Annotated in this window: 26 protein-coding genes, 2 tRNA genes and 1 pseudogene; 19 read left to right on the forward strand and 10 right to left on the reverse strand. The window is 69.8% G+C overall.

Going from position 1 to position 25213, the window contains the following annotated elements; genetic code table 11:
- Positions 1–129: 129 nt before the first annotated feature.
- The 3 genes and pseudogenes from AIIKEEIJ_RS29565 to AIIKEEIJ_RS29575 all read left to right on the forward strand — a co-directional run.
- A pseudogene (locus AIIKEEIJ_RS29565) lies at positions 130–1428 on the forward strand (NAD-glutamate dehydrogenase domain-containing protein); the annotation flags it as partial.
- Between the two features lie 51 nt (positions 1429–1479).
- Positions 1480–1914 carry an acyl-CoA thioesterase gene (locus AIIKEEIJ_RS29570; protein WP_006930531.1) on the forward strand — a complete coding sequence of 145 codons (435 nt, stop codon included), beginning with the start codon at positions 1480–1482 and terminating at the stop codon, positions 1912–1914.
- Complete coding sequence (locus AIIKEEIJ_RS29575) at positions 1907–2611, forward strand: hypothetical protein (protein WP_072635017.1); 705 nt, start codon at positions 1907–1909, stop codon at positions 2609–2611. Before AIIKEEIJ_RS29570 ends, AIIKEEIJ_RS29575 begins: the two co-directional genes overlap by 8 nt.
- On the opposite strand, the gene AIIKEEIJ_RS29580 is transcribed toward AIIKEEIJ_RS29575, so the two are convergent.
- Genes AIIKEEIJ_RS29580 through AIIKEEIJ_RS29590 form a run of 3 tightly spaced genes read right to left on the reverse strand, consistent with a single transcriptional unit; the run spans position 2598 to position 5546 of the window.
- A complete protein-coding gene (locus AIIKEEIJ_RS29580; protein WP_006930541.1) occupies positions 2598–3521 on the reverse strand; it encodes a DMT family transporter in 924 nt (307 codons plus the stop codon). The two genes, AIIKEEIJ_RS29575 and AIIKEEIJ_RS29580, sit on opposite strands and share 14 nt — an antisense overlap.
- On the reverse strand, positions 3509–5098 hold the full coding sequence (locus AIIKEEIJ_RS29585; RefSeq protein WP_161997178.1) for an alpha-amylase family glycosyl hydrolase: 1590 nt from the start codon (positions 5096–5098) through the stop codon (positions 3509–3511). Before AIIKEEIJ_RS29585 ends, AIIKEEIJ_RS29580 begins: the two co-directional genes overlap by 13 nt.
- 55 nt (positions 5099–5153) lie before the next feature.
- Positions 5154–5546, reverse strand: a complete 393-nt coding sequence (locus AIIKEEIJ_RS29590) for a globin (protein ID WP_006930544.1) — start codon at positions 5544–5546, stop codon at positions 5154–5156.
- A gap of 174 nt (positions 5547–5720) precedes the next feature.
- On the opposite strand from AIIKEEIJ_RS29590, the gene AIIKEEIJ_RS29595 reads away from it, so the two are divergent.
- The 3 genes from AIIKEEIJ_RS29595 to AIIKEEIJ_RS29605 all read left to right on the forward strand — a co-directional run bounded on the left by AIIKEEIJ_RS29595 (position 5721) and on the right by AIIKEEIJ_RS29605 (position 7135).
- Complete coding sequence (locus AIIKEEIJ_RS29595; protein WP_006930548.1) at positions 5721–6344, forward strand: HNH endonuclease; 624 nt, start codon at positions 5721–5723, stop codon at positions 6342–6344.
- A gap of 64 nt (positions 6345–6408) precedes the next feature.
- A complete protein-coding gene (gene ctaJ, locus AIIKEEIJ_RS29600) occupies positions 6409–6672 on the forward strand; it encodes an aa3-type cytochrome oxidase subunit CtaJ (RefSeq protein ID WP_006930550.1) in 264 nt (87 codons plus the stop codon).
- The gene (locus tag AIIKEEIJ_RS29605; protein ID WP_006930552.1) at positions 6659–7135 is read left to right on the forward strand and encodes a DUF5130 family protein; all 477 of its coding nucleotides are present in this window, start codon (positions 6659–6661) and stop codon (positions 7133–7135) included. The genes ctaJ and AIIKEEIJ_RS29605 overlap by 14 nt, the downstream gene beginning before the upstream one ends.
- An 82-nt stretch (positions 7136–7217) precedes the next feature.
- Here AIIKEEIJ_RS29605 and pepN read toward each other — a convergent pair whose 3' ends face one another.
- Together pepN and AIIKEEIJ_RS29615 are read right to left on the reverse strand one after the other, a co-directional pair.
- Positions 7218–9800: an aminopeptidase N gene (gene pepN / locus AIIKEEIJ_RS29610; protein ID WP_161997179.1), complete on the reverse strand. Its 2583-nt coding sequence runs from the start codon at positions 9798–9800 to the stop codon at positions 7218–7220.
- Positions 9801–9862: 62 nt separating this feature from the next.
- Positions 9863–11107, reverse strand: coding sequence for an NAD(P)/FAD-dependent oxidoreductase (locus AIIKEEIJ_RS29615; protein WP_006930554.1), 1245 nt, complete (start codon positions 11105–11107; stop codon positions 9863–9865).
- 139 nt (positions 11108–11246) lie between these two features.
- Here AIIKEEIJ_RS29615 and AIIKEEIJ_RS29620 point away from each other — a divergent pair, with 139 nt between their 5' ends.
- The 3 genes from AIIKEEIJ_RS29620 to AIIKEEIJ_RS29630 all read left to right on the forward strand — a co-directional run bounded on the left by AIIKEEIJ_RS29620 (position 11247) and on the right by AIIKEEIJ_RS29630 (position 13249).
- Positions 11247–11867: a mycothiol-dependent nitroreductase Rv2466c family protein gene (locus AIIKEEIJ_RS29620; protein WP_029543074.1), complete on the forward strand. Its 621-nt coding sequence runs from the start codon at positions 11247–11249 to the stop codon at positions 11865–11867.
- An 84-nt stretch (positions 11868–11951) separates the two neighbouring features.
- Positions 11952–12431 carry a ribose-5-phosphate isomerase gene (locus AIIKEEIJ_RS29625; RefSeq protein WP_029543077.1) on the forward strand — a complete coding sequence of 160 codons (480 nt, stop codon included), beginning with the start codon at positions 11952–11954 and terminating at the stop codon, positions 12429–12431.
- A gap of 20 nt (positions 12432–12451) precedes the next feature.
- A complete protein-coding gene (locus AIIKEEIJ_RS29630) occupies positions 12452–13249 on the forward strand; it encodes an Fpg/Nei family DNA glycosylase (RefSeq protein ID WP_006930558.1) in 798 nt (265 codons plus the stop codon).
- Here AIIKEEIJ_RS29630 and AIIKEEIJ_RS29635 read toward each other — a convergent pair.
- From AIIKEEIJ_RS29635 to AIIKEEIJ_RS29650, 4 genes are all read right to left on the reverse strand, one after another.
- Positions 13246–14022, reverse strand: coding sequence for a hypothetical protein (locus AIIKEEIJ_RS29635; protein WP_050035063.1), 777 nt, complete (start codon positions 14020–14022; stop codon positions 13246–13248). The genes AIIKEEIJ_RS29630 and AIIKEEIJ_RS29635 overlap by 4 nt on opposite strands.
- A gap of 50 nt (positions 14023–14072) precedes the next feature.
- Entirely contained in the window at positions 14073–15446 is a 1374-nt protein-coding gene (locus AIIKEEIJ_RS29640; protein WP_029543084.1) for a wax ester/triacylglycerol synthase domain-containing protein, read from the reverse strand.
- A gap of 166 nt (positions 15447–15612) precedes the next feature.
- A complete protein-coding gene (locus tag AIIKEEIJ_RS29645; protein WP_006930561.1) occupies positions 15613–16491 on the reverse strand; it encodes a sulfite exporter TauE/SafE family protein in 879 nt (292 codons plus the stop codon).
- A 2-nt stretch (positions 16492–16493) separates the two neighbouring features.
- On the reverse strand, positions 16494–17093 hold the full coding sequence (locus AIIKEEIJ_RS29650; protein ID WP_006930562.1) for a rhodanese-like domain-containing protein: 600 nt from the start codon (positions 17091–17093) through the stop codon (positions 16494–16496).
- 259 nt (positions 17094–17352) lie between these two features.
- Here AIIKEEIJ_RS29650 and AIIKEEIJ_RS29655 point away from each other — a divergent pair, with 259 nt between their 5' ends.
- The 5 genes from AIIKEEIJ_RS29655 (at position 17353) to AIIKEEIJ_RS29670 (ending at position 21164) form a co-directional block, all read left to right on the forward strand.
- Positions 17353–18558, forward strand: coding sequence for a rhodanese-like domain-containing protein (locus AIIKEEIJ_RS29655; protein ID WP_161997180.1), 1206 nt, complete (start codon positions 17353–17355; stop codon positions 18556–18558).
- Positions 18559–18591: 33 nt separating this feature from the next.
- On the forward strand, positions 18592–18966 hold the full coding sequence (gene trxA, locus AIIKEEIJ_RS29660; RefSeq protein ID WP_043796566.1) for a thioredoxin: 375 nt from the start codon (positions 18592–18594) through the stop codon (positions 18964–18966).
- A 37-nt stretch (positions 18967–19003) separates the two neighbouring features.
- Positions 19004–19174, forward strand: coding sequence for a hypothetical protein (locus AIIKEEIJ_RS32745; protein WP_164528111.1), 171 nt, complete (start codon positions 19004–19006; stop codon positions 19172–19174).
- Between the two features lie 169 nt (positions 19175–19343).
- Positions 19344–20735: a wax ester/triacylglycerol synthase family O-acyltransferase gene (locus AIIKEEIJ_RS29665; protein WP_338021036.1), complete on the forward strand. Its 1392-nt coding sequence runs from the start codon at positions 19344–19346 to the stop codon at positions 20733–20735.
- A 60-nt stretch (positions 20736–20795) separates the two neighbouring features.
- Positions 20796–21164, forward strand: coding sequence for a carboxymuconolactone decarboxylase family protein (locus tag AIIKEEIJ_RS29670; protein WP_029543093.1), 369 nt, complete (start codon positions 20796–20798; stop codon positions 21162–21164).
- An 8-nt stretch (positions 21165–21172) separates the two neighbouring features.
- Here the strand turns inward: AIIKEEIJ_RS29670 and AIIKEEIJ_RS29675 are convergent.
- A tRNA-Gly gene (locus AIIKEEIJ_RS29675) sits at positions 21173–21246 on the reverse strand.
- Positions 21247–21384: 138 nt separating this feature from the next.
- On the opposite strand from AIIKEEIJ_RS29675, the gene AIIKEEIJ_RS29680 reads away from it, so the two are divergent.
- From AIIKEEIJ_RS29680 to AIIKEEIJ_RS29700, 5 genes are all read left to right on the forward strand, one after another.
- A tRNA-Pro gene (locus AIIKEEIJ_RS29680) sits at positions 21385–21461 on the forward strand.
- 79 nt (positions 21462–21540) lie between these two features.
- Positions 21541–22917 carry a trigger factor gene (gene tig, locus AIIKEEIJ_RS29685; RefSeq protein WP_065923492.1) on the forward strand — a complete coding sequence of 459 codons (1377 nt, stop codon included), beginning with the start codon at positions 21541–21543 and terminating at the stop codon, positions 22915–22917.
- A 181-nt stretch (positions 22918–23098) separates the two neighbouring features.
- Positions 23099–23725 carry an ATP-dependent Clp protease proteolytic subunit gene (locus AIIKEEIJ_RS29690; protein ID WP_003938127.1) on the forward strand — a complete coding sequence of 209 codons (627 nt, stop codon included), beginning with the start codon at positions 23099–23101 and terminating at the stop codon, positions 23723–23725.
- A 49-nt stretch (positions 23726–23774) separates the two neighbouring features.
- A complete protein-coding gene (locus tag AIIKEEIJ_RS29695) occupies positions 23775–24437 on the forward strand; it encodes an ATP-dependent Clp protease proteolytic subunit (RefSeq protein ID WP_006937299.1) in 663 nt (220 codons plus the stop codon).
- 228 nt (positions 24438–24665) lie between these two features.
- On the forward strand, positions 24666–25213 hold a 548-nt coding region (locus tag AIIKEEIJ_RS29700; RefSeq protein WP_161997181.1), incomplete at its 3' end, for a ClpX C4-type zinc finger protein.

Raw genomic sequence — 25213 nt, forward strand, 5'->3', positions numbered from 1 at the left:
ACCGACTGCCACAGGTCGCTGTACCAGGCGCCGGTGGAGGGCAGTTCCTCGGTCTGCTCGGTGACCGGTTCCTGGTAGTCGCCGGGCAGCTGCACCTGGTAGGGAGTTTCGCCGGGCATGACGAACCACTCGATGGTCACCGCCGGCGCCCTCACGTCCACCGACCGCAACCCGCTGCTCGAATCCATGACCGAGGAGGTCGGGCGAATCGTTCTGAAGGACAACATGTCCCAGAACAATCTGCTCGGCTACTCCCGCACCGGCGCGCCCACGATGCTCGGGGTGCACCAGCGGCTGATCGCCGACCTCGTCGCCGAACGCGGTCTCGACCGTTCCCTCGAGGCACTGCCCGGCGACGCCGAGATCGAGCGGCGCCGCCTCGAAGGGGAGGGACTCACCTCCCCGGAGCTGTCCACCCTGCTCGCCCACGTCAAGCTCGCACTCGCCGACGACCTGCTCGACACCGACCTGCCCGACAGCGACACCTTCGCCGGCCGGCTGCCCGGGTACTTCCCGCGGCAACTGCGCGAACCCTTCCGCACCGGCATCAAGTCCCACCCGCTGCGCCGGCAGATCGTCGCGACGATCCTCGCCAACGAGACCGTCGACAACGGCGGGATCACCTACGTCTACCGGCTCTCGGAGGAGGCCGGCGCGTCGAGCACCGACGCCATCCGCGCCTACGCTGCCGTCACCGAGATCTTCGGCCTGCCCGGCCTGTGGGCGCGCATCCGCGCGGCCGACACGACCGCGGCCGTCGCCGACGACCTGCTGCTCGAATCGCACCGCGTCCTCGACCGGGCGTCGCGGTGGCTGCTGTCGAACCGGCCGCAACCCCTGGCCGTCGGTGCCGAGATCAGCCGGTACCGCGCGATGTTCGCGCGGCTCGCGCCGCGCGTGGAGGAGTGGATGCAGGGCCACCACGTACAGGACCTGAAGGAACGCGCCGAGCCGCTGCTCGCGCGTGGCGCCCCGGAGGAGCTGACGTGGGACGTGTTCCGCCTCCTCGACCAGTTCCCGCTGCTGGACGTCATCGACATCGCCGACATCGCCGAACGCGACGAGGCCGAGGTCGCCGAGCTGTACTACGCGATGGACGCGCACATGGGGATCGACTGGCTGCTGTCCGCGGTCACGGCCCTCGAGCGCGGCGACCGGTGGCACTCGCTGGCCCGGCTCGCCCTGCGCGACGAACTGTACGGTTCGCTGCGCACGCTCACCCTCGACGTGCTCGGCACCGCCGAACCCGGCGAGAGCACCCGCGAGATGATCGAGGACTGGGAGCTGACCAACGGCTCGCGGCTCGGGCGGGCGAGGTCGGCGCTCGAGGAGATCTTCCTGTCTGGAAATCTGGACCTCGCGACGCTGTCCGTGGCGGCGCGTCAGGTCAGGAGCATGGTGCGCGCCGGCGCACCCGACAGGAGGTAGGCAGTTGAAGCACGCCGGGGTGGAGCACCGTGGAGCCGCGGGGCCCGCGCAGTGAGGGACGCGACCGAGCAGTTCGGCTTCCACACCGCGGTGGAGGTGCGCTGGTCCGACATGGACGCGTTCCAGCACATCAACCACGCGCGCATGGTCACCCTCCTCGAGGAGGCCCGCATCCCGTGGCTGTTCGCCGACGGCCGGCCCACCGTGAACCTGCGGGAGGGTGCCGTCATCGCAGACCTGCACGTGCGGTACCGCGGCCAGTTGCGGCACGAGGACAGCCCGCTGGACGTGCTGATGTGGGTCGAGCAGGTGCGGGCGGTCGACTTCACCATCGGCTACGAGGTCCGGCCCGGCGGCGCGCCCGCCGACGCCACGCCCTCGGTGGTCGCCTCCACCCAGATCGCGGCGTTCGACATCGGCACCCAGCGGCTGCGCCGGCTCACCGGCCCCGAACGCGAGTACCTGCAGCGGTGGCGTCGTGGCTGATTCCCTCAGTGCGGCCGGGACGTCATCCGAACGGTGGCTGCAGGTCCCGGACCCCGCCGACCGCTCCGACCTCGTCGCGTTCCTGACCCGCGCGGTCCGGCTCGACGAGGCCGCTGTCGTGCGGCTGCGGCAACGCCCCGACGGGCTGCTCTCGGCGTGGGTGAACACCGGGTTCGACGCCCTCGCCGCCCGGGTGCTGCGCGGCACGATCGCCCCGGCGGACACGACCGTCGCCGCGGACGGGCTGCGCGCGGCCCTCGTCGCCGCCGGCGGCGACGGGATGGACCCGGGGTGGGCGATGGACTCGGCGTGGCGCGGGGCCCTGCCTCCGGATGCCGGGTACGTCCACCTCGACGACGTCCCCGCCCGCGTCCTCGTGGACCTCGCGCAGCGCGGCGTCACGCTCAGTCGCGAGCAGGGGCAGGGACCGCCGTCGTCGCTGCTGGCGCAGGAGGTGCTCGAGGTCGCCGGTGGGGGAGAGCGGGCCGGGGTGCCGATGCGGCTGGTGTTCGCGCTCAACGCCATGGGCTTCGTGCCCACGGGCGGTGCCCCCGCGACAGCGGAGATCGACCTCGACCGGATCGACCCGGCCGAGGTGGTGCGCGTGCGGGCGTCGGCGACATGGCTGCGGCTCGACGCCCGCTACGGATCCGTGTACCTCCGCCGCGGCGGAGGTCTCGGTCTCAGCGTGCGCTGACACCGCCGCCGAGATTCCGGCCCAGCAGCGTCAGCGCCGCGACCACGACCACCGTCCCCGCGAGGGCCACCGGGCCGAGCCGCTCGCCGAGCACCAGCACACCGAGCACGGCCGCCACCACCGGTTCCGCGAGCGTGAGGGTGGTCACCGCCGCGGGTGACAGCGTGCGCAGGCCGAGCGCGAACAGCAGGTAGGCGAGCACCGTGGGGACGAGGGCGAGATAGACGACGGTCGTCGCGCCGGCCGCGCTGTCGAGACCGCCCGGCCACTGTGCCAGCAGGATCGCCGCCATGGGCACCGCCGCCAGCCCGAACATCGCGCCCATCGACGCGGCCGGGGTGGCGCCGCGGCCGAGCAGTGCGGCACCCGCGACGGTGTACGTCGCGTAGCCCAGGCCGGCCGCAAGCGCGGGCAGGGCCCCGGCCGCGACGGAACCGGCGCCCGCGGAGGTGCCGCCGCCCGATCCGGCGACGATGAGGACGAGCCCGACGACCGCGATCGCCGTCGACACCGCCCACACGCGGCCGGGGCGGCGCCGGGACACCAGCCACTGCAGCAGCCCGGTGAACGCCGGTCCGGACCCGAGCGCGATCATCGTGCCCGCCGCGACGCCCGCGGTCTGCACCGCGGTGAAGAACCCCAGTTGATACATCACCACGCCGCCGGCGCCGAGCAGCGTCGGCAGCCGGCGGCCCGCCGGGAACAGCGGGCCACGGGCCCGCGCGAACAGCGCGAGCACCGTCCCGGCCAGCACGATGCGGCCCGCCCCGACCGCGACGGCGTCCAACGGGACACCGAGCGCACGCGAACCGAGGGCCTGCGCGGTGCCCGTCGTCCCGAACAGGGCGGACGCCGCCAGCACCAGGGCGACCGCGCTCGCCGGCGAGCGGTGTGCGGTCAGATCAGCCACGCCGCGCCGTTGCCGGGCAGCTGCCCGTCCACCAGCGGCGCGCTGGACAGGATCACCGTGCCCGGCGGCAGCTCCACCGGGTGCTCGGTGGTGTTGAGGGCGCAGATCAGCCCACCGGAGCGGCGGAACGCCAGGCACCCGGGCGGACTGCCGTACCAGTCCACGTCGGCGCCGTCGAACTCCGGCCGCCGACGTCGCGCCTCGAGCGCCGCCCGGTACAACGACAGGGTGGACGAGACGTCCTCGAGCTGCGCCTCGACGGTCAGCCCGGCCCACGTGTCCGGCTGCGGCAGCCACGTCTGCGATGCGCTGGTGAAGCCGAACGGCGGCTGCGTGCCCTCCCACGGCATCGGGACCCGGCACCCGTCCCGGCCGCGGTCGGTGTGCCCGGACCGCTCCCACACCGGATCCTGCAGCGCGTCCTCGGGCAGGTCGTCGACGTTGGGCAGGCCGAGTTCGGCACCGTTGTAGAGGAAGGCCGCACCGGGCAGCGCCAGCTCGACGAGGATCATCGCCCGCGCGCGGTCGCGCCCGAGCGGACCGCCGCTGTAGCGCGTCACCTCACGCTCGATGTCGTGATTGGACAGCGTCCACGTCGCGACCCCGCCGCTCGGCGCGACCGCGGCGAGCGACACGTCGATCGCCTCCCGGATCTCGGCGGCATCCCACCGCGCGAGCGCAAGATGGAAGTTGAACGCCAGGTGCAGTTCGTCGGGGCGCAGGTACTCCGAGAACAGCACGTGGTCGTGCACCCAGATCTCACCGACGGCCACCGTGTCCGGATACTCGTCGAGCACCGAGCGGATCCGGCGGTGGATGTCGTGGACCTCGGCGTTATTGAACCGCGGGTCGTCGTCGAAGTGCCGCAGCAGCCGGTTCTGCTCCCAGTGGTCGAAGTCGGGTAGCCCGCCGGGCTTGGCCATGCCGTGGGCGACGTCGATGCGGAAGCCGTCGACGCCGCGGTCCAGCCAGAACCGCAGGGTCTTCTCCAGGTCCTCGAACACCTCGTCGTTGCGCCAGTTCAGGTCCGGCTGCTCCGGTGCGAACAGGTGCAGGTACCACTGTCCGGGGGTGCCGTCGGGTTCGGTCACGCGGGTCCACGCGGGGCCGCCGAACACGCTCGGCCAGTTGTTGGGCGGCAGGTCGCCGTTCGGCCCGCGGCCGTCGCGGAAGTGGTACCGGGCCCGCTCGGGGCTGTCGGGCGCGGCGGCCAGCGCCTCCCGGAACCAGGGATGTTCGGAACTCGTGTGGTTGGGGACCAGGTCCATCATGACGCGGATCCGGCGGGCGTGGGCGGCCTCGACGAGGGCGTCCAGGGCGGCGAGGTCGCCGAACAGGGGATCGACGTCGCGGGGGTCGGACACGTCGTAGCCGTGGTCGGCCATCGGTGAGCGCATCACCGGGTTCAGCCAGATCGCGTCGACCCCCAGCAGCTCCAGGTATCCGAGCTTGTCGCGGATCCCGTCGAGGTCGCCGACGCCGTCTGCGTTCGAGTCGGCGAACGAGCGGGGGTACACCTGGTAGAAGACGGCGTCCGCCCACCAGCGTTGTGCAGGGGTGCCGGGGGGAGTGCTCACAGCCACCCATAGTGCCAAACCGACAGGTGGGCCACGACTCGAACGTGGCCGGCCCTCAGATCGGCGAGTTCATCATCGAGTCCGCCGCCATCTCCATGTACGCGATCAGCTGGCTGCGGTGCTCGTCGTCGAGCGTCTGCGAGTCGATCGACGCGATCGCCGTGTGCATGCAGCGCAGCCAGGCGTCGCGTTCGAGCGGGCCGATCCGGAACGGGTGGTGACGCATCCGCAGCCGCGGGTGCCCGCGCTCGTCCGAGTAGGTGCGCGGTCCGCCCCAGTACTGCTCGAGGAACATCCGCATGCGCCGTTCCGCCGGGCCGAGGTCCTCCTCCGGGTACAGCGGGCGGACGATCTCGTCCTCGGCCACTTCCTCGTAGAAGCGCGCCGTGAGCTTGCGGAATGTCTCGGCGCCGCCCACCGCGTCGTAGAAGGTCTGCTCGTCACTCATCAGTTCTGCTCACCGTCCCTCTCGCTCGTCCATTGTGCCGGTTCCGGGAGTGCGCGCCCCAATCGGACGTCTCCGGCACGGGATGTTCACCTCCGGGACCCGGAAAGTCGTCAGAATCGGCGTGCGACGTGCGTAGATCCGTGGTCCACTTGTGAGCAGTCTTCCGGAGGTCGTATGAAGCACCGACGCATCGCACATCGACAACTCCCGCCCGCCGACGCCCACAACGGGGCGCCGGGGGCCAACTCCCTGTGTGTCGTACGCGACGACGCCGTCCCGGACTGGGTCAAACGCCGCGTACTTCTGCTCAACGCCACCTACGAACCGCTCACCGCGCTGCCCGCCCGTCGCGCGGTCGTGCTCATGGCCGGCGGCAAGGCCGACACCGTGCACGAGGATCCGCTCGGCCCGCTGGTGCGATCCGCGGAATGGGCGGTGCAGATTCCGTGGGTGATCCGGCTCCGGAGCTTCGTGCACGTGCCGTACCACGCGCGGGTGCCGATGACCCGCGCCGCGCTCATGCACCGCGACCGGAACCGGTGCGCCTACTGTGGCGCCAAGGCCGAGACCATCGACCACGTGGTCCCGCGCAGCCGCGGCGGTGAACACTCGTGGGAGAACTGCGTGGCGTGCTGCGCGTCGTGCAATCACCGCAAGGCCGACAAGTTGCTCAGCGAACTCGGCTGGACGCTGCGCGCCGCGCTCGTGCCCCCGAAGGGCCGGCACTGGCGGCTGCTGGCGACGCTGCCGGAGCTGCATCCGACCTGGTTGCCGTACCTGGGCGAGGGCGCGGCCTGATCCCCGTCGCCGCAAGTCGGGGCAAGCGCGCCGGGATCGCACCTGCTGGGCTACCGTTTGCGATGTGAGCATTCTCGAGACAACCCTCATATTCGTTGCCATCCCGGTGGCGATCATCGTGATACTCGGGGTCTTCTCCGTCTTCACGAAGCCGGTTCCGGGCACGCGGCCCGCCGAGTACAAGCTCGGGGACAAGTGGGACCACGATCCGATGCTGTGGAGCGCGGTCGACGAGGTCACCACGCACGGCCACCACGGTGGGCATCATGAACTCGTCGCCGGCGCGCCGGTCGACCCGATCGGAGGTAGGGCAAGTGGCAAGTGGTGACGTGATGCACAGCCGGACGGCTGTGGCTCCCGCGGAACTGCCGTACGGTGCGGCGCTGACGGCGAGTGGCCGGATCTCCCGGACCCGCCCCCTCGACGGCCTGTTCGAGGGCCCGCCGTTCCGCGACCGCGACATGATCGCTCTCGACGATGCGCTCACCGAGGCCACCCGGGCGACGAAGGTGCGCTTCAACGTCTACGTCGCGGACGCCACCGACCCGGCGGCAACCACCGACGCGGTGTTCCCGACCACGCCGGAGGCGCCGAACTCGGTGCTCATCGCCGTGTACCCGAACCAGCGCTCCATCGAGATCCGCAGCGGACGCGGCGTCGCGGACCGCGTCGACAACCGGGTCACGCAGCTCGGCGTGACCGCCGCGATCTCGTCGTTCGGGCAGGGCGACCTGATCGACGGCATCGTCAGCGCGATCCGCGTCATGGCGAACGCGATCACCGCGCCGTAGTTCCCCTCGCCTCTGTGGCCGAATGTCACATCACGTCGATCGGATCGACACGATGTGACATTCGGCCACACGCGTGTTGCGGCTAGGACGCGTCGAACGCCCGCGCCTTCAGCGACCGGACGATCCCCGCGCGTCCCTCGCTGATCAGCCGGCGCAGCGCGGGCGGATGCTCACCGGCGAGGAACTCGTCGGCCGCGGCGACGGAGGCCTCGCTGATCGACCACGACGGGTACAGGCCCACGACGACGGTCTGCGCGACCTCGCTGGAGCGGCGCTCCCACACGCCCGGAGCGTCGGCGAAGTACCGCGCGACGAAGGGCTCGAGCAGCTCCGACTGGCCGGCCGGAGCGAAGCCGCCGATGATCGCGCGGGCGGTGATGTTCGGGATCGAGTCGTCGCCCACCACCGTGTCCCACACCTGTTCCTTGACGGCCTCCTGCGGGCGCGCCGCCCGCGCGGTGGCCGCCTGTCGTGCACCGGCGGCCGTCGGATCCCGCTCGGCCTCGGCGTCGATGAACGGCGACTCCACGCCCTCCGCGTCGATCTCCCCGGCCGCGGCCAGCGCCTGCACGATCCGCCACCGCAGATCCGTGTCGACGACCAGTCCGGCCAGCCCGACGCTGGAAGGCTCGGCGCCGAGCAGTTCCCCGAGCACCTCGGTGTGCCACGGCGCGAGCCGGGCCGTGGTCAACGCGTTGACGAACGCGAGCTGATGGTCCGAGCCCGGCTGCGCCTCGCGGGCCAGTTCCAGCAGCCGGTTCGCGTAGTCGTTCCAGCCTCGCTCGGCCGCCCAGCCGGGATCGGCGTAGCTGCCGAGGGCGGTGTGCGCCTGCATCAGCAGCCGCTGTACCACGCCGACCTCCGTCTCGGTCGCGACGCCGCGCTGGACCAGCGCCACGAAGTCGCGGGCCTTCAGCTCGGCCTGCCGGGTCATCTCCCATGCGGCAGACCATGCCAGGGTGCGCGGCAGCGGCTCGGCGATGTCGCCGATCCGGTCCATCAGCACCTCGAGCGACTGGGGATCGAGCCGCACGGAGCAGTACGTGAGGTCGTCGTCGTTGACGAGCACCAGCTTGCCGCGGCCGACGCCGACGAGCTCCGGCACCTCGGTGCGCTCGGTGGCATCGAGGTCGATCTCGACGCGATGTGTGCGGAGCAGCTTGCCCGAACCGTCGTCGTCGTACACCCCGATCGCGAGCCGGTGCACCCGGCGTTCCCCGGCGCCGGGGTCGGCGCCCTCCTGGATCACCGCGAAGCGGGTGAACCGCCCGTCGTCGTCGACGTCGAAATCGGGGCGCAGGATGTTCAGCCCGGTGGTCTTGAGCCACTGCGCGCCCCACCCCGACAGGTCCCGGCCCGATGACTTCTCGAGGGCCGCCAGCAGGTCGTCGAACGTGGCATTGGCGAACGCGTGCTCACGGAAGTAGTCCCGCAGCCCCGCGAGGAACGGTTCCTCGCCGACGTAGGCGACGAGCTGCTTGAGCACGGACGCGCCCTTGGCGTAGGTGATGCCGTCGAAGTTGACCTCCACCGCCGCGAGGTCGGGGATGTCCGCGGCGATCGGATGGGTCGAGGGGAGCTGATCCTGGCGGTAGGCCCACGACTTCTCGACGTTCGCGAACGTGGTCCACGCGTTCGTGTACTCGGTGGCACGCGACTGGCACAGCACCGAGGCGAAGGTCGCGAACGACTCGTTGAGCCACAGGTCGTCCCACCAGCGCATGGTCACCAGGTCGCCGAACCACATGTGTGCCATCTCGTGCAGCACCGTCTCGGCGCGACGCTCGTACGCGTAACGGGTGACCTTGGAGCGGAACACGTAGTCCTCGAGGAAGGTCACCGCGCCGGCGTTCTCCATCGCGCCGGCGTTGAACTCGGGAACGAACAGCTGGTCGTACTTCCCGAACGCGTAGGGCATGCCGAAGTTCTCGTGGTAGAACCCGAAGCCCTGCTTGGTCTCGGTGAACAACCGCTCGGCGTCCATGAACTCGGCCAGGGAGGCACGGCAGTAGATGCCGAGCGGGATGGTGCCGTGCGCGTCGCTGTAGGTGTCGGTCCACTCGGTATACGGTCCGGCGATCAACGCCACGAGGTAGGTGCTCATCCGGGGCGTGGTGCGGAAGACGTGCCGTCCGGGGTCGGCGGCGACGGTGTTCACCGTCGCGGCATTGGAGATCACCTTCCAGTCGGCGGGCGCGCTCACCGAGATGTCGAACGTGGCTTTCAGGTCCGGCTGGTCGAAGCACGCGAACATCCGCTTGGCGTCGGCCGTCTCGAACTGCGAGTACAGGTAGACCGCGCCGTCGGTGGGATCGACGAAGCGGTGCAGGCCCTCGCCGGTGTTGGTGTAGAGGCAGTCCGCCTCGACGGTCAGTTCGTTGCGCGCGGCCAATCCGCTCAGCGCGATCCCGCTCTCCTCGGTGTATCCGGAGACGTCGACGGGCTTGCCGTTGAGGGTGGCCGAGTGCACGGTCTGCGCGATCAGGTCGACGAAGGTCGACGCGCCCTCCGTGGCGTCGAACGTGACGGTGGTGGTCGAACGGAACGTGGTGGTTCCCGGAGCGCCCGCGCCGTCGGTCAGGTCGAGTTCGATGCGGTAGTTGTCGACGGTCAGGACCGCGGACCGCTCGGCCGCCTGCTCGCGGGTCAGATTCGGTGGTGCCACGGAAAACTCCTTCTCACGACGGGATGCGACTCGCCTGCCATCCCATCATGTGAGGGACCGGTTCACCCGGCGACCTCCGCGAGTGGCACCTCCGGATCGGAGAGCCGGTGGGGGTCGACGGATTCGCCGGAGGAGATCAGCGCGCGGATGTCGTCACCCGCGTCCCAGATGTTGACGTTCATCCCGGCGCAGACCCGCCCGGCCGCGTCGAGCCAGAACGCGAGGAACTGCCGGGAGTCGACGTCGCCGCGCGTGATCACCCGCGCGTCGCCGGGTGCGTGCCCGACGTACTCCATGCCGAGGTCGTACTGGTCGGTGAAGAAGTACGGCAGACGGTCGTAGGAGGCGGGCCGCCCCAGCATGGTGGCGGCCGCGACGTCGGGCTGGTGGAGCGCGTTGGCCCAGTGCTCGACCCGGATCCGGGTCCGGAGCAGCGGATGCTCGGCGGCGGCGATGTCACCGACCGCGACGATGTCCGGATCGCTGGTGGCCAGGGACGCATCGACCAGCACTCCGCCGTCCTCCGTCGCCAGTCCGGCGTCGCGGGCCAGTTCGACGTTGGGCGCTGCGCCCACCGCGAGGAGGACCGCGTCGGCCCGGATCTCGGTGCCGTCGCCGAGACGAAGCCCGCTCGCGCGGTTCTCGGCGGTGAGGATCTCCGACACCGTCGTCGAGGTGCGCAGGTCCACGCCGTGATCGCGGTGCAGCTTCGCGAAGACGGCTCCCATCTGCTCACCGAGCGCGGCGGACAGGGGCTGGGGGGCTGCCTCGACGACGGTGACGTCCGCGCCGTGCCCGCGCGCGCCGGCGGCGATCTCGAGACCGATCCAGCCGGCACCGACGATCGCCAGGTGCGCCGCCGGCCCCGCCTCGCGGCGGACGGCGGCAAGCAGCGCGTCGGACTGCTCGACGGTGCGCAACATGTGCACGCCCGCGGCGTCGACGCCCGGCAGCGGGATGCGCCGCGAGCGCGAACCGGTCGCGAGGGCGAGCTTGTCGTAGCGCACGGTGGAACCGTCGGGCAGCGTGACCGTGTGGGCGGCCGGATCGAGCGCGGTGACGGTGACGCCGAGTTCGACCTCGACCCGGTGGTCGCGGTACCAGTCACCGTGCTGCACGGTGAACTCCGCAAGCTGCTTCTTGCCGGCGAAGTAGTCCTTCGACAGCGGTGGTCGCTCGTAGGGAAGGTGTTCCTCCTCGCACAGGAGGAGGATCCGGCCGGGGAAGTCGCGGGCGCGCAACTGCTCGGCCGTCTTGGCCCCGGCGAGCCCGCCGCCGACGATGACGAAGAGTTTCTCGTTGGACATCGCGCATCCCCGTTCCGTGCGGCACCGGTTCCTCGACGGTACGTCGGCGACGGCGCGGGAACCGGCGGTTCGGGAAGAATTGGGCGACGGCCGACGTTGAATCGGACCGTAGTCCGATTTTCTGCAGCGAGGAGACCCCGTGAGCGACCCGACTTCGAAGGACACCGCCGACTTCTGGTTCGATCCGTTGTGCCCGTGGTGCTGGATCACCTCGCGCTGGATTCTGGAGGTGGCGCAGGTCCGCGACATCGAGGCGAAGTTCCACGTCATGAGCCTGGCCGTGCTCAACGAGGGCAAGGACGACCTGCCCGAGGTCTACCGCGAACTGATGACGCGGGCGTGGGGTCCGGTGCGGGTGGCGATCGCCGCGGCGCAGAAGTACGGCGACGAGATCCTCGAGCCGCTGTACACGGCGATGGGCACCCAGATCCACAACGAGGGCAACAAGGACTTCCCGGCGGTGATCGCCAAGTCCCTCGCGGACCTGGGCCTGGATCCGCACCTGGCGCAGGCCGCCGACACCGATGCCTACGACGAGGCGCTGCGCGCCAGCCACGCCGCCGGCATGGATGCGGTCGGCCCGGACGTCGGCACGCCGACCATCCACGTCAACGGCGTGGCGTTCTTCGGTCCGGTGCTCTCACGGATCCCGCGCGGCGAGGACGCCGGCCGGATCTGGGACGGGGTGGTGGCCATGGCGTCCTATCCCCACTTCTTCGAACTCAAGCGCACGCGCACCGAGGACCCGAGCTTCGAGTAGGCGCCTGCGGCGCCGGTGCGTCCTTTGGGCGGTTGCTGCCGCCCAAAGGACGCACCGGCAGCAGCGCTGCCTACTATCTGACGCATGCGCGTTTACCTGGGTGCCGACCACGCCGGCTTCGAACGTAAGAACCAGATCATCGAACATCTCACTGCCAACGGCCACGAGGCCGTCGACTGCGGCGCGTACGAGTACGACGCCCTCGACGACTACCCGGCATTCTGCATCGAGGCCGCTCGCCGCGTCGTCGCGGACGAGGGCAGTCTCGGCATCGTCCTCGGCGGCAGCGGCAACGGTGAGCAGATCGCCGCGAACAAGGTGCCGGGCGCCCGCTGTGCCCTCGCCTGGAGCGTGGAGACCGCCAAGCTGGCCCGTGAGCACAACAACGCGCAGCTCATCGGCATCGGTGGTCGCATGCACAGCCTGGAGGAGGCCCTCGCCATCGTCGATGCGTTCGTCGCCACCCCGTGGTCGGGGGAGGAACGGCATCAGCGGCGCATCGACATCCTGAGCGAGTACGAGAAGACCGGCGTGGCCCCGGAAGTTCCCGGCGCGCCGGCCTGACGAACGGAGCCTGATCCACCGTGCCGGAGGGACCAGCCCTGCACCGGCTCGCCCGGCTGCACCAGCGACGTTTCGCGGGTGCCTCGGTGCGGGTGTCGAGCCCGCAGGGCCGCTTCGCCGACGACGCGGCGCTCGTCGACGGCCGGGTGCTGCTCCGCGCCGAGGCGCTGGGCAAGCACCTGTGGCACCACTACGACAACGGCCTGACGGTGCACGTGCACCTGGGTCTGTACGGCTCGTTCACCGAGGCGCCGGTTCCGCTGACGGATCCGGTCGGTCAGGTACGGATGCGCATGGTCGGCGCCGAGTTCGGCACCGACCTGCGCGGTCCGACCGCGTGCGAGGTCCTCACCCCGGGCGAGGTGCAGGCGATCGCCGCGCGGATCGGTCCCGACCCGCTGCGGCGGGACGCCGAACCCGAACGGGCGTGGACGCGAATCACCAAGTCCCGCAGCGCCATCGGCTCGTTGCTCATGGACCAGTCCGTGATCTCGGGGGTGGGCAACATCTACCGCGCGGAGGTCCTGTTCCGGCACGGCATCCATCCGCAGCGCCCCGGCCGTGATCTCACCAGAGCCGAGTTCGACGCCGTCTGGGACGATCTCGTCGTTCTGATGCGGACGGGGGTGCGACGCGGCGCGATCCACGTCGTGCGGCGCGAACATGACCACGGCGCACCGGCTTACGCCAAGGGCCGTCCCCGGACCTACGTCTACCGGCGTGCGGGTGAGCCGTGCCGGTTGTGCACCACGCCGGTGCTGCACTCGGTCATGCAGGGCCGCAACCTGTTCTGGTGCCCCGCCTGCCAGGTGGGCTAGAAGTCGAACCCGCCGAAGTCCCCGCCGGCCCCGAAATCGCTCCCGCCGTAGTCACCACCGCCGTAATCGCCGCCGGCGTCGCCGTAGTCCCCGCCGTCCTGGCCGGCCTCGAGACCCTGGTCGTATCCGGAGTCGAAGCCCTGCTCGAAGGCCTGCGCGTCGTACGGCACCCCGGCCATGCCGGAGAACATAGCCGAGAACAGCAGCATCGATCCGACGCCCCACGCCCCGGCGACGAGGGCGGGCTTCCACCACGGCTCCGAGTACCAGCCCGCCGGCACGGGCCGGCCCGCGACGCGCCCGCCCGGGAAGTAGTTCGGGGTGCGCGACGAGGGGGCCGGTGAGGCTGCCACCGTGCGTCCCTCGAAGTCGATCTCGCGGTTCTCGGTCACGCGGCCGGCCGTCTGCTGGCCCTCGAGCGTGGGGATATCGGGACCGGGGTCCATGCCCATCGCGAGGCGGGCGGCCCGGATGTAGTACAGCCCCTCGAGAGCGGTCTGCTTGGCCAGCCGTGCCTGCACCGGTGTGCGGGACTGCTCGATCTGTGAGCCGGCGGCGTTGTAGCGCTCGGACGCATCGGCGAGGGCCTGCTTGGAGGCGGTGTCGGTGCCGGTGAGGTTGTAGATCTGGCCGCCGAGCCGCTCGATGGCCTGCCGGGCGTCGGCCTTCGCGTCGTCGAGTTCGTGGGCGCCACGCCCCGACTTCTTCCGCTGCGCCGCGGACACCAGGAACACGACGGCGACGAGGACGGCGACGATCAGCAGGAGTTCCACGGCGGTCCCTTCCGGCGGACTGGACGGTCACCGTCCAGCCTACCGGCGGGTCAGGCTTCGAGGACGGCGTGGAATCCGTCGCGCATGCAGTCGTCGAACACCTCGAGGTCGGGGATCGCCCCCGTGTCGAGGGTGAACCCGACGCAGCACGTGTGCAGATACGACATCAGGGTGACGTTGAACGCCGAGCCGAGGGTGGGGCCGAAGGCGTAGTACCGTTCCACCTTCGCGCCGGCGACGTACAGCGCCACCGGGGAACCCGGCACGTTGGAGGCGAGGAAGTCGACGTGCTTGAGCATCTCGCCGACGACGGCCGGGGGGAGCAGATTGAGGGGGGTGGCGAGGGTCTGCGCCATCGGCACCGCCGGCTCGTGGCGCCAGCCTTCGACGATCCTGTTCACCTCCTGCATGAGCGTGAGGGGGTCGTCGGAGCGCACGGGAAGCGGGAAACGCGCGAGGTTGATCCGGTTGCCGCCGAGGGTGTCCTGATCGGTACGGATGCTCAGCGGCATCGTGACCCGCAGCTCGTCGACGTCGGATCCGTGGCGGTGGTGGTATTCGGCCAGGCCGACGAGGACGGCGGTCAGGAAGGCGCTGTTGAGGGTGGCGCCGCCGCGGTGGGCGGCGTCGCGCAGCCGGTCGAGCGGGACGTCGATCACGTGGAGCCGGCGGCTGAGGGTGCGTTCCGTCATGACCGGGGATTCGAGCCGCAGGATCGGGCGCAGGTAGCGGGCGACGGACGCCGCAACCCCCGCGGCGTTGCGGGCGGAACCGATCGGGTTGGTGACCACCGCCCGGGTGGTCGGCCAGATCGAGGCCAGCCCGCGGCCCGCGAGTCCGCGGAGCTGGGACCAGTCCCAGCCGATCGCCTCGGCGGCCAGGTCGAGGCTGTCCGGTGATTCCGGGGCGGGCGGTTCCGGGGCCGGATCGCGGGGCGTGCCGTCGCGGTCGAAGTCGACCAGCCGCGCGGTGATCTGCATACCGCCGATTCCGTCGGTGAGGGCGTGGTGCACTTTGATCAGCAGCGCGGCCTGACCGCCGGCGAGTCCGTCGACCACCGTCATCTCCCACAGCGGCCGGTCCTTGTCGAACGCGGCCATGGCCGTGGTCCGGGCGAACTCGAGGACGTCGTCGAAGTTCGCCGGCCCGGGAAGGGAGACCCGGCGCATGTGCCAGGACAGGTCGAAGTTCGCATCCGCGACCCATCGCGGCGGCGCGAGACCGAACGGCACCTCGACCACGCGATGCCGGAAGCTGGGCACCTCCCGGGTGCCGCGGTCCATCATCTCGCACAGACGGTCCCAGTCGGGTGAGGCGTCGAGCAGGACGACGGCCACGATCGTCGACCGGAGCGCGGGATCCTTCTCCATGCTCCAGGTGAGGTAGTCCGTCTGCTGCATGTGGCGGTCGGATGCGTTGCTCATCTCGGTAACTTCTCACACGGGCCGCCGCGACAGTCGGGTTTCGCTCCGGCCGCACCTCGAACCGGGACGGCATCACGGCCCGGCGCGGGAATCCGGAGCGGATACTCCGAACTCTAGGCGCCGGGCCGTGATGCCGATAGTGACTTTCGTCCGGGTTGTGAGTCCGTCAGGCGGCCGAGGTGGCGGCTTCCGTCCGTCGTCCGAGCCGCTGCAGGGGGCAGCGGTCGCTGCGGCTGCAGGCGTAGGTGGTGCCGGCGGCGAGGAGGGTGAGTGCCGCCGCGGTGATGCCGACGAGGGGATGGATCTCCTGGGCGAGGATGACCGAGGACATGATCAGGACGAACCAGCCGAAGCCCTTGCGCAGCGCGTCCGGGTCGACCATGGCGGTCAGGCGGCCGCCGATGAGGCTGCCGACGACGGCGGCGCCGGTGACCATTGCCGCCAGGCGCCAGTCGATCTGCACCGTGGACAGGTAGCCGCCGAGGCCGGCGAACGACTTCATGGCGATCACGATCAGCGAGGTGCCGACGGCGATGGGCATGGGCAGGCCGCCGAGCAGGGCCAGGGCCGGCACGACCAGGAAGCCGCCCCCGGCGCCGACGAGGCCGGTGACCAGGCCGACGACCACGCCGTCGAGCAGGATCTTGCCGACCGGCATGGAGTGGGTGCCGTCCGGGCCCGTGGTCTTGTTCTTGCGGCCGCGGAGCATGGCGATGGCGGTGGCGATCATCATCGCGGCGAAGGCGAGCAGCAGGATGCTGCCGGGGATGAAACGCGAGAGCAGGCCGCCGGCGTAGGCACCGGCCATGCCGGCCAGGCCGAACAGGATGCCGGTGCGCCACTGGACGCGGCCTGCCCGCGCGTGGGAGATCGCGCCGACCGCGCTGGTGACGCCGACGACGAGCAGCGAGGTGGCGATGGCTTCCTTGGCATCCATGCCCGCGACGTACGCCAGCAGCGGGACGGTGAGGATCGAACCTCCGCCGCCGAGCAATCCGAGGGTGACGCCGACGAGGACCGCCAGCGCAACGGTCAGCGCGATCATGATCAGTTCCTTTCGGCCGTAGCGGTCTTCGAGTCGACCAGCTGGGCGACGATGGTCTGCGGATCACACGAGGCGCCGCGGTTGTAGGGCAGCTTGGAGAGCACCATGCCCATCGCGCAGGTGTTGGAGAGCGCGGCGAAGCTCAGGCCGCCGCCGACGCCGGCGGCGAGCCACTTGAGCTTGGGTACCGCGATGCTGCCGAGGACGGAGGTCAGCACGATGGAGCCGGCGACGAGGCGGACCTGGCGTTCGAGGTCCCAGCGCTCGGTGCCGCGGTTGACGGTGAAGCCCTTGGCTTCCCAGCCCATCATGCCGCCCTCGAGGATGTGCACGTTGAACAGCCCGGCGGTGCGGAGAGTCTCCTCGGCCTGGGTGGCGCGCTGGCCCGACCGGCACACGAGGACGACGTTCTCGTCGAGGTGGGCGAGGAACTCGTCGCGGTGCTCGCGCAGCAGGTCCAGGGGGACGTTGTAGGCGCCGGGAATGTGCACGGACTCGAACTCGCCGGGCGTGCGGACGTCCACGACGCGGACGTTCTTGCCGGAGTCGAGGAGCTCGCGCAGGGCGGTGGGATCGAGGGTGGCGGGACTCGGCTCGGTCATGGGGGCCTTTCGGATCGGTGGTCGTGATCGCGGGGTGTGCGATCGGGCTTCGTGCATAAACCCCGGGGGGTATGTCCGCAGCAATGATAAGCATACGGGAGGGGGTATGTGCAAGGCGTGCCGGCGGGGTCGTGGCGGCGGTGCGACGTGCTTCGCCGGTATACCCCAGGGGGTACTTGACATACCCATGGGGGTATATGTCAGGATGGGTCAACGCAGAACGCCACCGGTCTTGGTGACCGAGGAGAGGGAGATCCGAATGATTCTCGAGCAGTACTACATCGAGTGCCTGTCGCACGCGTCGTACCTGATCGGTGACGAGGGCACCGGCCGGGCGGTGGTGGTCGATCCGCGCCGCGATGTCACCGAGTACCTCGACGACGCCGCGCGGCACGGGCTGCGCATCGAGGGTGTGATCAACACGCATTTCCACGCGGATTTCGTCTCCGGGCATCTGGAGCTGCTCGAGGCGACCGGGGCGTGGATCGGGTTCGGGGAGTTCATCGGTGATGTGGGCCGTCCGGACCTGGTGAATCTGGGGGATTCGTCGACCGAGGATCTGGCGCGGGCGATGTACCACACGGTGCACGAGAAGCTGCTGACCCTGCCCGATGCGGTCACGGTGCTGCCCGCGCACGGTGCCGGCTCGTCGTGCGGGAAGAACCTGTCGACGGAGCTGACCTCGACGATCGGGGAGCAGCGGGTGAGCAATCCGTCGGTGCAGCCGATGAGCGAGGAGGCGTTCGTGGCGTTGGTCACCGAGGGGCAGCCGGCCGCGCCGGCCTACTTCTCGGTCGATGCCGGGTTGAACAAGAGCGTGCATCCGCTGCTCGATCGGGGGCGCACCATCCCGGAGCTGAGCCCGGCGCGGGTGCGGGCGGAGCTGGCCGCCGGGACCCGGGTGCTCGATGCGCGCGGTGTGGACGATTTCGCGGCGGGGCATCTGCGCGGGTCGGTCAACGTCGGGTTCGACGGCCGGTTCGCCGAGACCGGCGGGATGGTCGCCGAGGTGGGGGAGAAGATCGTGTTGATCACCTATCCGGGGGAGGAGCAGGACGCGGCGGTGCGGCTGGCCCGGATCGGGTCGGACAACGCGGCCGGTTATCTCACCGTCGATCACGACGGGGTGTTCCCGGCGGAGCTGGCGGATCTGCTGCAGACCGCGCCGCGGACCACCGTCGCGCAGCTCGACGAGTTGCTCGCCGCCGATGCGGTGACGCTGGTCGACATCCGTAATCCCGGTGAACGGGAGTTCGGGGTGATTCCGGGGGCGGTGCCGATCCCGTTGGCGCAGCTGCGGACCCGGCTCGGGCAGGTGCCGACCGGCAAGCCGATCGTGGTGCACTGCGCCGGTGGGTGGCGTTCGAGTGTGGCCGCGTCGCTGCTGCGGGCGCAGGGCTTCGACAACGTCTCGGACCTGCTCGGCGGTTACAACGCCTGGGCCGAGGCCCACGTCCCCGCCTGATCCCGCACCCGAGGAAAACGAAAGGAACCCCCGATGGCAACGACGAATCTCACCCTCGCGGACTTCGAGTCCACGATCACCGACAACGACATCGTCCTGGTCGACTTCTGGGCCTCGTGGTGCGGTCCGTGCCGGGCGTTCGCCCCCGTGTTCGACAAGTCCTCGGCCGCGCACCCGGACGTCGTGCACGCCAAGGTCGACACCGAGGCCGAGCAGCAGCTCGCCGCCATGGCCGACATCCGCTCGATCCCCACGATCATGGCGTTCCGCGAGGGCGTGCTGGTCTACGCCCAGCCCGGCGCCCTGCCGGCGGCCGCCCTCGAAGACCTCATCGGGCAGATCAAGGCCCTGAACATGGCCGAGGTCCACGCCCAGGTCGCCGAACACAAGGCCGCCGCCGGCGCCTGACCCGCCACCCCCGTTACCCGTCCCGAGGAGGACCCCTATGTGTTACCCCGTCACCTGCCCGAACTGCGGAAAGACCGGCTGGGGCGGCTGCGGCCAGCACGTCGACGCCGTCATGCGCTCCGTGCCCGCACCCGACCGCTGCGCGTGCGGCCAGGACACCGCCGCGGGGGCGCAGGCACGCACCCTCGGCGCGCTCTTCCGCCGCTGACCGCACCTCGAGGAGACTGCGCCTCCACCGCACTCTCCGCCGCGGCAACACCCCGCCCTGCTCGAGCAGGGCGGGGTGTTCGCGTAGCAGGCCGAGGGCCAATTACCCTTCCGCGGTCGGCCGACCGGTGAAAAACTCGTAAACGCCCACTCGAGAAGGGACGGCCACGGTGAACAGAGCGATGGGGCCGGTGGACACCATCTGGCTCAACATGGACCGACCCGAGAACCTCATGATCATCGACTCGCTGATGTTCTTCGAGGGCCCCGTCGACTGGTCGCGCGTGGTGTCCCTCGTGCAGCGACGATTCGTCGACACCTACCCGTCGTTCCGGCAGCGGCCGGTGCAACCGCGCACGCATGTCGGGTCGCCGCATTGGGAGGACGACCCGGAGTTCGACCTCGACGACCACCTGATCCGGACGACCCTGCCCCGCAGCGACGACGCGACGCTGCAGCGGTACATCGAACGGCGGATACCGGTGCCGTTCGATCGTCGCCGCCCGCTGTGGGAGATGCACCTCATCGACGGATACCGGCACGGAGCCGTGATCTACACCCGGCTCCACCACTGCATCGGTGACGGCATCGCCCTCAACCAGGTGATGCTCTCGATGACGGGGGAGACCCCGGACAGCGACCTCGACGACGCCCCGACCGCCGTGCCCGAGCACCATGCCGGTCTCCTCGAGGGGGCCGCCAAGTTCGCGGGGGCCGCGGTGTCGAACACCGCCAGTGCGGCGTCCGGCGCTGCGCACATGCTGCTCGACCTGCCCAAGCTGCTCGATCCGCATGTCCTCGGCGACGCCTTCACCCAGGCCGAACGCACCGGCGAGATCGCGAACAAGCTCGTGCTCGGCCCCAAACCGCACACTCCGCTCAGTGGCGAACCAGGAACGGCCAAACGGGCGGTGTGGTGTGAGCCCTTTCCGCTCGACGACATCAAGCACATCGGTCACCGGACCGGCACCACCGTCAACGACGTGCTCATGGGAGCCGTCGCCGGGGCGCTCGCGACGTACATCCGCGAGCACGGCGGCGAGCCGCAGGACGTGCCCACGATGGTGCCGGTCAACGTTCGCCCCCTCGACAAGCCCCTGCCGAAGGAACTCGGGAATCAGTTCGCTCTGGTGCTCTTCAAGTACCCGTCGGCACTGGAGACCCCGCTCGAACGCATCGTCGAGACCCACCGGCGGATGGAGGTCATCAAGCACTCTCCCGAGGTGACGCTCACGTTCGGCCTGATCAAGGCGATCGGACGGACCGGTCCGGAGCTGGAACGGTTCTTCGTGGACTTCTTCTCCGGCAAGGCGATCGGGGTGACCACCAATGTTCCCGGTCCCACGAGCGACCGGTACATGGCGGGGGCGAAGATCCGTGGTGTGCTCGCCTGGGTGCCGGGCGCCGGCGATCAGACCCTCGGCGTCTCGATCTTCAGCTACAGCGGCAAGGTCCGGGTGGGGTTCAAGGCGGACGCGGACCGGGTGCCCGATCCCGAGAATCTCGTCCGCGCCTTCACCGAGGAGATCGACGGGCTGCTCCGCCTCTCGCACGCGGTGTGACGGCGACGTGAATCCGCCGATTCGGTGTCCGTTCCGGGTGAGGATGTCTACGGTCGGCTCATGAGCGAGCACGGGCACTACCAGGAAGTCCTGAACGCACTGAATCCGCAGCACCGGGCGCTGCGCGCGGCGATTCCCGAGGTGTATCAGGGTTTCAATGCCCTCAGCAAGGCCGCCTTCGCCCCCGGGGCCCTGGATACCAGGACCAAGGAACTGATCGCGCTCGCGATCGGCGTCGTCGACGAATGCGACGGCTGCATCGCCTCCCATGCGCGCAGCGCCGTCCGGGCCGGGGCGAGCAGGCAGGAGGCCGCCGAGGCGATCGGGGTCGCATTTCTGATGCAGGGCGGCCCGGCGACGATCTACGGGTCGCGGGCCTACACCGCGTTCTGCGAATTCGCCGACGCGGAGGAACAGCGGGACCGGTGACGGTCCGGTGGAGGGGATGACGGGAATCGAACCCGCGTAGCCAGTTTGGAAGACTGGGGCTCTACCATTGAGCTACATCCCCATGCATGCGATCGACCCGGGATCGCCGGGTCTGCCGCGTGCAGGAACAGACTGTACCGAACCTCGCTTTGGATTTCATAATCGGGGGGCCGTAGGATTCTCCCTCGGGTCCCCGGAAGGTTCCGGGTGCCGGTGTTGACGGGATGTGGCGCAGCTTGGTAGCGCATCCGCTTTGGGAGCGGAGGGTCGCAGGTTCAAATCCTGTCATCCCGACCAGGAAGAACCGGGTGGACGACCGAGCACCCGGTGACAGCTTGATCGAACGACCAACGAGCACGACAGAAGGAGCATGTCCGTGAAGAGCACCGTCGAGCAGCTCAGCCCGACGCGAGTCCGTATCAACGTTGAGGTGCCCTTCGAGGAGCTCCAGCCTGATTTCGACCGCGCGTTCAAGGCCCTCGCCAGCCAGATCCGCCTTCCCGGCTTCCGGCCCGGCAAGGCCCCGCGCAAGCTGCTCGAGGCCCGCGTCGGACGTGGCGCCGTGCTCGAGCAGGTCGTCAACGACGCCATCCCGGCCCGCTACAGCGAGGCCGTGACCGCCAACGAGGTCAAGGTCATCGGCCAGCCCGAGGTCGACATCACCAAGCTCGAGGACAACGTCGAGCTCGTCTTCACCGCCGAGGTCGACGTCCGGCCGGAGATCACCCTCCCCGACTTCTCCGCCATCGCGGTCACCGTCGATCCCGTCGAGGTCACCGACGAGGCGGTCGAGGAGCAGCTGCTGTCGCTGCGTCAGCGCTTCGGCACCCTCACCGGTGTCGAGCGGCCGGTGCAGGACGGCGACTTCGTGTCCATCGACCTGTCCGCCACCGTCGGCGGCGAGGAGGTCCCCGAGGCCTCCACCACCGGTCTGTCCCACGAGGTCGGTTCGGGCCAGCTCATCGACGGCCTCGACGAGGCGCTCGTCGGCCTGTCCGCGGGCGAGTCGAAGGAGTTCACCACCACGCTCGTCGCCGGTGAGCATGCCGGCGAGGAGGCCGTGGTCACCGTCACGGTGAACAGCGTCAAGGAGCGCGAGCTGCCCGCCGAGGACGACGAATTCGCGCAGCTCGCGAGCGAGTTCGACACCCTCGAGGAGCTCAAGGCCGACCTGCGCGAGCGGGTCTCCCGCGTCAAGAAGGTCGAGCAGGCCGGTCAGATCCGCGACAAGGTTCTCGACGCCCTGCTCGAGGCCGTGGAGGTGCCGCTGCCCGAGGCCGTCGTCCAGGCCGAGATCGACGGCGCCCTGCACGATGCCATCCACGCGCTCGACCACGACGAGACCAAGCTCAACCAGCTCCTCGAGGAGCAGGGCTCGAGCCGCGAGGAATTCGACAACGACACCCGCGAGTCGGCCGAGCGCGCCGTGAAGGTGCAGCTGCTGCTCGACGCGATCGCCGAGGCCGAGGGCACCACCGTCGAGCAGGAGGAGCTCACCGAGCGCATCTTCTTCCAGGCGCAGCGCTACGGCATCCCGCCGGAGCAGTTCATCCAGCAGATCGGCCAGGCGAACCAGCTCGGCGCCGTCTACGCGGACGTCCGGCGCGGCAAGGCCCTCGGCAACGTCGTGGACCGGGCCACGGTCACCGACACCAGTGGCGCCACGATCGACACCTCCGAGCTGTTCGGCACGAAGAGCGACGCCGAGTCCGAGGACGCCGAGGCTCCGGCCGGCGAGGGCGACTCCGAGTAGTAGAGCGAGACCCGTTGCCGCGCCGCGCGATTGCATGTGCGACGTCGCAACGGTTCTGCGCAGGGAACGCAGAGCGGAAATTTCCGCTTTGAGCGAAGTGGGGCGGCACCGGGCATCCGGTGCCGCCCCACTTCGTTACTGTCAGTGTCAGCAATCCACGATTGACGAGAAGGCAGGTACCGTGACTCCTCAGAATCCGGCGACATCCATCGGTCCCACGATGACCTCGGCCACCGCTGGGCTCAACCTCAGCGACTCGGTCTACGAGCGGCTGCTGCGCGAGCGGATCATCTTCCTCGGTACCCAGGTCGACGACGACATCGCGAACAAGCTCTGCGCGCAGATCCTGCTGCTGTCCGCGGAGGACCCGACGCGCGACATCTCCCTCTACATCAACTCCCCGGGTGGATCCGTCACCGCCGGCATGGCGATCTACGACACCATGAAGTTCGTCGAGTGCGACGTGGCGACCTTCGCGATGGGCCTGGCCGCCTCCATGGGGCAGTTCCTGCTCTCGGCCGGCACGCGGGGCAAGCGGTACGCCCTGCCGCACGCGCGGATCATGATGCACCAGCCGTCCGCCGGTATCGGCGGCACGGCCAGCGACATCGCGATCATGGCGGAACAGTTCGCGCACACCAAGCGGGAGATGGCGGAACTGATCGCCGAGCACACCGGCCAGACCGTCGAGCAGATCACGAAGGACTCGGACCGCGACCGCTGGTTCACCGCCAAGGAAGCACTCGAGTACGGCTTCGTCGACCATGTCGTCTCGCGGGCGCAGCAGGCCGGCGGCACCGGCAACTAGTTCCGAGCCCTCCGATCCGCTCTACGCCCCACGAATTCCTGGAGAAGCGATGACCAACCTGTTCGATCCGCGCCAGCTCGGCGGCCAAGCTCCGGCTTCCCCCGCGAGCCGCTACATCCTGCCCTCGTTCATCGAGCACTCGAGCTACGGGGTCAAGGAGTCCAACCCGTACAACAAGCTGTTCGAGGAACGCATCATCTTCCTCGGCGTGCAAGTGGACGACGCCTCGGCCAACGACGTCATGGCGCAGCTGCTGGTGCTCGAGTCGCTGGACCCGGACCGCGACATCACGATGTACATCAACTCGCCCGGCGGCTCGTTCACGTCGCTGATGGCGATCTACGACACCATGCAGTACGTGCGTGCCGACATCACGACCGTGTGCCTCGGCCAGGCCGCCTCGGCCGCGGCGGTGCTGCTCGCCGCCGGTACCCCCGGCAAGCGGCTCGCCCTGCCCAATGCGCGCGTGCTCATCCACCAGCCCGCCACCGGCGGCATCCAGGGCCAGGTGTCCGACCTCGAGATCCAGGCCGCGGAGATCGAGCGCATGCGCCGCCTGATGGAGACGACCCTGGCCAAGCACACCGGCAAGGACCCCGAGCAGATCCGCAAGGACACCGACCGCGACAAGATCCTCACCGCCGCGGAGGCCGTCGACTACGGTCTGATCGACAACGTGCTCGAGTACCGCAAGCTCTCGGCTCAGAAGTAACCGCCTCGGCCCGGCCCGGAGCGCGCCTCGCGCGCCTTCGCGGCCGGGCCGGTGTGCTCGAGCGGCATTACCGCCGCCCCGCACAAAATATGGCCCGAATCGCCCGGAACCGGTCGACCGCCGTCGCAGTCTCCGGGTACGGTCGTTCCAAGGGCCCGCTCCCCGGACCGGCGCTGTCGGCGGTCGCGGGATCGGTTGCACGCTTACGAGGAAGTAGGGACCTGACAGATGGCACGTATCGGTGACGGGGGCGACCTGTTGAAATGCTCTTTCTGCGGAAAGAGCCAGAAGCAGGTCAAGAAGCTCATTGCGGGCCCAGGGGTCTACATCTGCGACGAGTGCATCGACCTGTGCAACGAGATCATCGAGGAAGAACTGGCCGAGTCCAACGAGGTCAAGCTCGACGAGTTGCCCAAGCCGGCCGAGATCCGCGAGTTCCTCGACAACTACGTCATCGGGCAGGACTCCGCGAAGCGGACCCTGGCGGTGGCGGTCTACAACCACTACAAGCGGATCCAGGCGGGGGAGAAGGCCCGCGACACCCGGGGTGAGTCGGTCGAGCTGGCCAAGTCGAACATCCTGCTGCTCGGGCCCACCGGCTGCGGGAAGACGTACCTGGCGCAGACGCTGGCGAAGATGCTGAACGTGCCGTTCGCGATCGCCGACGCCACCGCCCTGACCGAGGCCGGCTACGTCGGTGAGGACGTCGAGAACATCCTCCTCAAGCTCATCCAGGCGGCCGACTACGACGTCAAGCGCGCCGAGACCGGGATCAT

Origin of the sequence: Rhodococcus sp. YH1 (assembly GCF_009939605.1) — a bacterium.
Taxonomy (GTDB): Bacteria; Actinomycetota; Actinomycetes; order Mycobacteriales; family Mycobacteriaceae; genus Rhodococcus; species Rhodococcus aetherivorans.